General features: G+C 49.4%; 6 protein-coding genes. 2 read left to right on the plus strand and 4 right to left on the minus strand.

The genetic code is table 11. From position 1 onward, the window contains the following. Positions 1-163: 163 nt before the first annotated feature. The 4 genes from H6F43_RS04645 to H6F43_RS04660 all read right to left on the minus strand — a co-directional run bounded on the left by H6F43_RS04645 (position 164) and on the right by H6F43_RS04660 (position 4,132). On the minus strand, positions 164-2,029 hold the full coding sequence (locus tag H6F43_RS04645) for a tetratricopeptide repeat protein (RefSeq protein ID WP_190341136.1): 1,866 nt from the start codon (positions 2,027-2,029) through the stop codon (positions 164-166). After that, positions 2,019-2,570 carry an ATP/GTP-binding protein gene (locus tag H6F43_RS04650; RefSeq protein WP_190341138.1) on the minus strand — a complete coding sequence of 184 codons (552 nt, stop codon included), beginning with the start codon at positions 2,568-2,570 and terminating at the stop codon, positions 2,019-2,021. The genes H6F43_RS04645 and H6F43_RS04650 overlap by 11 nt, the downstream gene beginning before the upstream one ends. Positions 2,571-3,020: 450 nt before the next feature. Continuing rightward, on the minus strand, positions 3,021-3,674 hold the full coding sequence (locus tag H6F43_RS04655; RefSeq protein ID WP_347272371.1) for an ATP/GTP-binding protein: 654 nt from the start codon (positions 3,672-3,674) through the stop codon (positions 3,021-3,023). Between the two features lie 89 nt (positions 3,675-3,763). Beyond that, positions 3,764-4,132 carry a roadblock/LC7 domain-containing protein gene (locus H6F43_RS04660; protein ID WP_190341140.1) on the minus strand — a complete coding sequence of 123 codons (369 nt, stop codon included), beginning with the start codon at positions 4,130-4,132 and terminating at the stop codon, positions 3,764-3,766. A 982-nt stretch (positions 4,133-5,114) separates the two neighbouring features. Between H6F43_RS04660 and H6F43_RS04665 the strand changes: the two genes are divergently transcribed. Further along, the gene (locus H6F43_RS04665) at positions 5,115-5,396 is read left to right on the plus strand and encodes a hypothetical protein (RefSeq protein ID WP_190341142.1); all 282 of its coding nucleotides are present in this window, start codon (positions 5,115-5,117) and stop codon (positions 5,394-5,396) included. Positions 5,397-5,563: 167 nt separating this feature from the next. Next, on the plus strand, positions 5,564-6,435 hold an 872-nt coding region (locus H6F43_RS04670), incomplete at its 3' end, for an MFS transporter (RefSeq protein ID WP_347272372.1).

Genomic DNA, 6,435 nt, shown 5'->3' on the forward strand with positions numbered 1-6,435 from the left:
GCATCGCACGTCCTCTGCTACAGCTTTTTGCATCCTATGACACTGCTGTCTCCCCGACGTTATACCAGCTCTCCAAATTCCAGCGATCGATCAAACCACTAAAACGTAAACGAACTCAACCTTCTGCAATTCCAAATTTCGAATTCCGAACTCCGAATTCATATCACTCGTTGATCCAGCGCTTAAACACTCCTCCGATCGCGCTAAAAAAGTTGCGCGACGGTTGAGCTTCAGGCAGCGGCTCGATGAGTACATCGCCTAGCTGCTGATACACCGTCTGAAGCAGCGATTCATTCACAGACCGCATCCATTTCAGCATCGCTCGCTGCTCTAGAGAGCCTGAATCCAGCAGCGTCAGTGCAGATTCCCAAAGCGCTGCCGCGTCTTGCTGGTTGCCTTGCTCCAGCGAAACAAGGCTCAAGTTGGCGAGCGTCTGCGATCGCTGGGTGGCATCCTGTAGCGGATCAAGACTGGCTAAACTGTGCTTGTAGTGCTCTTTCGCCTTCTCCCTGTTTTGTTGGTACAGATAGGCATTGCCTAGATTATTGTGCAGGTGTGCCGCGCACAAGCGATCGCCCACTTTCTCAGCGGCTGTCAGCGCCATCCGGTGCGTTGTTTCCCAAGCAGCCCAATCTGCCCGAACGCTAAAAAACGGAGTCAAATAGTTGACCATCGCCAGCACCAGTTCCCACGCTTCCGTTTGAAACGCCCAGTCGATCGACGCCAGCAAATTTAGCCGCTCGATGTCAAACCAGTTCAACGCGCTGAGATACAACCGCTGCTCAAATTCTGCGGGCAATTGTCTTTGTCCGTTGCCATACTGCTGTCCTAGCCGCTGACGAATGATCGGGTCCAGTGCCAAACTCATAACTTCGGCAATTTCTAGATACGCCTGACTGAGGTGTAACCGAGCCGTATGTCGCGTTTCGGTAGACTCTGCGATCGCTAGTTGTCCTCGGACCAGTTGGCGAATCACGTCGTGTAACCGATAGCGTTTGCTCATCGGCTCAACTAGCTCAATTAACTGAACATCAACTAACTGCTTCAGGCACGATCGTACGGTGTCAGGCGACGAGTCCAGCAGGCTAGTCGCCGTTTTGAGCGTGAAGCTTGGTTCAGCCAGCAATCCGAGCAGCCGCAGCAGTCGAGCAGAATGGTCGTCTAGGTTCTGATAGCTCATGCTAAAGCTGGCGCGAAGCTCTGGGTAGCTCAAGCCCATCGATTCCAATCGCTGGCGCTCATTTCTCAGCTTGGGCAGTGTTACCAGTTGCAGGTTTGGACGATGCCGCAGCAAACCCCCCAGAATGCGGATAGCTAGCGGCAAATATCCACAGCTATCGACGATCGCTTTAGCCGTTTCCCATTCTGTTTGGATGGGTTCCACAGGCGCGACCCGTTGCAGCAATTCGATCGCCTCCGCCGCTGGCATTTCGCCTAGCTCTAGCGTTGCAGCTTCCGCAAGGGTGAGCGACTTGCGACTGGTGACTAGCACTGCACAGCCAGCACCTAGCGATAGAAACGGCTGCACCTGTGCTTCGCTGTAGGCGTTGTCTAAGAGCGCTAAGATTCGGCGTCCTCCCATCCATGAGGACAAATCAGTCTCGACTTGTGGGTCTGGTACGGCGTGTGCAATCCCCAACGATTGCAGCAGCTGCGTCACTGCCGCGATCGACGAAAGCGGCTCGATCTCTGTGCCGCGCAGGTTTATGTAGACTTGTGCATCGGGAAACAGACGTGTGAGACGATGAGCCACCTGCGTTGCCAGCGATGACTTGCCGATCCCAGCTTTGCCCATGATTACAAGCACAGAAGCTGCATCCGATCGATCTCGCCTCAGCCGCTGCACGTGCGTCATTGCTTGCTCGGCTTCCACTTGCCGTCCAGTAAAATCCTGGAGAGTTGGAGGAAGTTGATGCGCAGCAGGCTGAATTAGCGCCTGCAAGAGTTCAGTCGCTCGCTTGTCATCCACCTCTACTGTTGCTCCAGTGCTAAGGAGGTGGGGTTGGTAGTCGCGTCGATCAGCGCTCATGGAAAACTCCATCAGCGACAGTAGCAAGCGCGTTCGCTACAGAGATTCGATCAAGCGGATTAATTGTCAGGACTGGGAGCGAAACCAGTGTAGAGAGTTCCAGCGCTGACACAATCTCCTCAGGCGCAATCGCGTCAGGACAATCAGTATGGGTAATGCCAAGCATCATTGGAAGTTGAGATTGCCCAGCTGCGCTCTTCGAAGCGTGCTTCTGCATAAATGCAATGATTTTTTGCGTCTGCTTAAAATCGTCTGGTCGATGCGCGGCAACCAGCAGCAGCAAGACGTGCGCTTGTTCAATTAGCATCTCCCAAATGAAATTGAAGCGATACTGTCCTGGCGTTCCGTAGACGTGAAGGGTGTACTGCGGCAGCGTGACACGACTAAAATCAAACACGACCGTTGTTGTCGGCTTGATAAGTGCTGTTTCATCCGTTGCAATTTCTTCGGTATCGACGACTCCAATTTCACCGATCGATCGTACAAATGTAGACTTTCCTGCCCCGACGGCTCCTGCAACAAGTAAGCGTTTGATCTCCATGAATGCCTCTGCTGATACAAACTGTAAGTAGCCGTCATAAATTGTGCGCATCAATATAAACGAGAACGCGTTACCAGCTATTTCCAAGTCGCAAATATGCCATTAAATTCAGCACGTTAATCGCGATCGTTGAGCGCTAATAGCGGCTAAAAACTCTCGGTCATACCAATTCTCTAAATCCCAACTACAGCTCAAACGACTGAAACATTGACAGAATTAAGCTTCTGCAATTCCGTAGCTTGCTTCTTGCGCAGCGAGTATTCCGAATTCCGAATTGGTATTACTTGGCGATTTGGCTAATAGCACAAAGCTAGTTCAGAACTGCACGCAGTTTTGCCCTACGTTAATACTGTCCAAAACAATTCTTGTTTGAGTAGTAGCGGTTGTAGCAGCTACTCTTTAGCAAACCAATGGGTGCTAGAGCAGGCTTCTATCTGGCAAAAATCGCGGTTACCGTTGTCTTGATGCCACTTTGGCTTTTGGAGCTACAGGAGTTTCTTGATATTCCAGTGGACGTACAGAATGACCAAAGGCTAAATCATTCGACAAACCCTTTTTCCGCGACAGTAGCAGAGCCAAAATTGAGGTGTTGATTGCCATATTTACTGACAGCTGACTATTGGAATCGACCAATACTGTGAATGGATATTGCCTCGAATCGATATAGCCTAACCGAAGGAGAACTTCTTCAGGCGCGCAGGCTCCGGGGCAATCAAGATGAGTAATTCCAATCACCATTGGAATTTTCACCTGATTGGTCATAAAAGCAAGAATTTGCTTGGCTTTAGGAATGTCTTCGGGACGATGTGCCGCAACCAATAGAATGTAAGCATGTGCCCGACGAATCAGAATGTCCCACATGAAGTTAAAGCGAGACTGTCCGGGCGTTCCATAAATGTGCAGATCGATCGCAGATCCAACAGTTACACGACCGTAGTCAAATGCAACCGTTGTCTGCGGTTTGAATTGTGCAGTTTCGTCGGTTGCAGCGCGATCGGTATTAATTACCCCAACATGACTTGCGGCACGAACGAAGGTTGATTTGCCTGCCCCTGGTGTTCCAGTGACAACTAACCGCAAAATTTCCATTAATTGCTGCCTCACTAGCAGAGTACGATCGATGCTGAATGGAAAGATGCACCCATAGAGCTAATTACGATTAGCTCTATGGCTTAGTTGGGCTGTCTAACTACTTATAGAACTAGCTTTAGTTCACTAACAGCACGCTTAATTTCAAGCATCAAAACACCTTGCTTTGCGGCTTTGTTAGCTAGCACTAGAAAAACAGCGTCTTGACCGCAGTTTGTCAAAACACTAAAGCCCTCTGTGCCTTCAACAAAAATACGATCGATTCCTCCTCTAGCAAGTTCAACGCCAATGCGTTCGCCCAGCGACAGCATGGCAGCAGACATTGCAGAGACTCGTTCTTCATCCATTGCACCAGGCAAGTTTACTGACAGAGGCAAACCGTCTGGCGTCACGACGGCGGCTCCTTGAATATCAGCAGTTGTGCTAACAAAGCTTTGTAGAATGTAGCTGAGTTTTTCGGTATTAATAGCCATAGCTCTCTCCAACTTTCACAATTAATCAAACGTCATCCGCTGCCTGTCTAAGACAGCGTATTCGTACCTATTGCAATCAAACGCCTACAATGCGGCGTATCGTCTTAGCCCTGATAATTTAGATGACATTTCTTTTGCAACGACAGCAATTGATTGATAGCTTTTGACGTTGCATCTGCTCATGTTTGATTGAGATGCGGCTGGTAGATTGCGTGGCTCAATTCTCTTACTTCAAAGTAAACAGTTTCCCTTGAGCAGGCTTCTCAAGATTCTAGTCAACCCTTCCTAAAGTTAACGTAAAGTGCGACTGCTTAAAGATAAAGCCACCATAATTTCTCACTGTTTTGGCAGCATTAATTCGATCGTAAAATTAATTCGTAAAGCCTTTAGAACAATAGAAAATATTTCTTAAAACATTCGCAACAATTCAGGTCACAGCCATAGTTTTTCTATAGCAATATTGAATTCAGCAGATTTCAATAACTAGTGATTCTCAGTACTAAAAATTACAATCTACGGAGTATCTACTGTCCTTCAACTAAGATGCAAAATATCTCAAACGCCCTCACACTAGGGTTTTGACGCGGCTCCTCAGTAGAAATAAGGATTCTAGAGACAGAGACAGCTACGGGTAGATTCCGATAGTTAAGTGCTTCTACTGAGTTGCTAGTTTCTATTAGCGATCTAGCGCTATTCGTGCCGTTAACTTGGTTGCAATACATCCCTTTCTTCTGAATCTACGGTTTTAGGTGTGACTAAAAACACATGTTTCTGTGATGAGTCGCAAGCCGATCGACGAGACTTTAATTCATCCTTGAAATCATTAGGAAGTGATTCTTGTTTCGGTCAATTTAGAAACATTGCTGTTCTCAGTACAGAAATAATGTTAAGCACTCTCGCTAGCGTGAGCACTCTTTCACAGTCGTCGAGCACCCCTGCGGCTAGCAAACCATTTGTGTTTGTTTTACAACCGAGAGGTGCATTGAATCACTTAACTAGCACAGCGTTTCTGACTGAGATAGCCGTAGCCCTAGAGCAGGCTTCCGAGCAGGTGATTGTTGATCTGCTCTGGGTAGACGCGATCGACGATCACGGTATGGTGATGTTAGTTGCAAGCCTAGAGCAGGCAGCGGTTTTAGGCAAAAAGCTTGTGCTTCACTCACTGGATTACGGTACGCGAACGAGGCTTGCCGCAGCGGTTGATCGCCAATCCGGTGTCGATGACTGGGAACACTGGTTTAATCCAGCGGTTGAGCAGCCTTAAAACGGGCAACATTACTTCAAGTTCTGTCTGTTGGACGGTGCTGCTAAGTTGGCAGAGCCGATATCCTGCAAAGGATTGTTGATCGACGGGTGCCTACAAGGAGTTTCCGTCGGGTAGTAATCTAGCATTAGACACCGGATAAAACGCCTCGCAGGATGTTGAGAGCTGTGCCGTCGGAAGCCATTAAGCCGTTAAATTCTGAACTCTCTACCGAAATCGACGCGCCTGAAGTTGCGTTGTCTACTTGGCCGCCGGAGCCGTCTCCGCCAGAGTCAAAAGCCGTCATTCGTACCAGCTTAAAGGCCTCCACATTGGATGGAGTGTTCGCGACAATCTTCTCCAACGTGGCAGGCGGCGTTCTGCTGAGCAATTTTCTTGTGGAGCTACACGCCAGTCCGGTGCAGGTTGGTTTGCTGGCGTCGATCCCGATGCTAGTGAATCTGCTGCAGCCGCTGGGCGCGTTTTTTGGCGATCGCACCAATAGTCGCCATAACTACTGTCTGTGGATCTACGGTCCTGCCCGACTACTATGGCTGATTCTGGTGGCGGGAATCGTTCTAGCTCAGTGGAACAAGATTCCGCCCGAGGCGCTGATTCAGTGGACGCTGGCGATCGTCTTTGTGTCACACGTTGTTGGCGCGTTTGGAAGTGCCGCTTGGCTCAGTTGGATGGCGACTTTAGTACCGCGTCGTTTACGGGGACGCTACTTTGGCATCCGCAGCAGTGCCGCTAGTCTAACCAACCTTCTGTCTGTGCCGATACTGGGATTTATCATTGCTGCGTTTCCTGGCGGCTCCATTCAGGGCTATGGTGTGATGCTGGTGTTCGCGATCGTCGCGGGCATCATCAGCCTCGGCTTCCAGTTCTTCATGATTGATGTCAACCCTCAAGTTCAGCAAGAACGAACTGAAGCGATCGCTCCCCATTCCCCACCCGCCACTTCTGGCTTCCAGCTTCCTGCCTTCCTTCAAGACACTAACTTCCTTTTGTTCCTGCTGTACCTTAGTCTCTGGACGTTTGCAGTCAACTTGAGTGCGCC

The sequence above is a fragment of the Leptolyngbya sp. FACHB-36 genome (genome assembly GCF_014695955.1).
GTDB lineage: Bacteria > Cyanobacteriota > Cyanobacteriia > Leptolyngbyales > Leptolyngbyaceae > FACHB-36.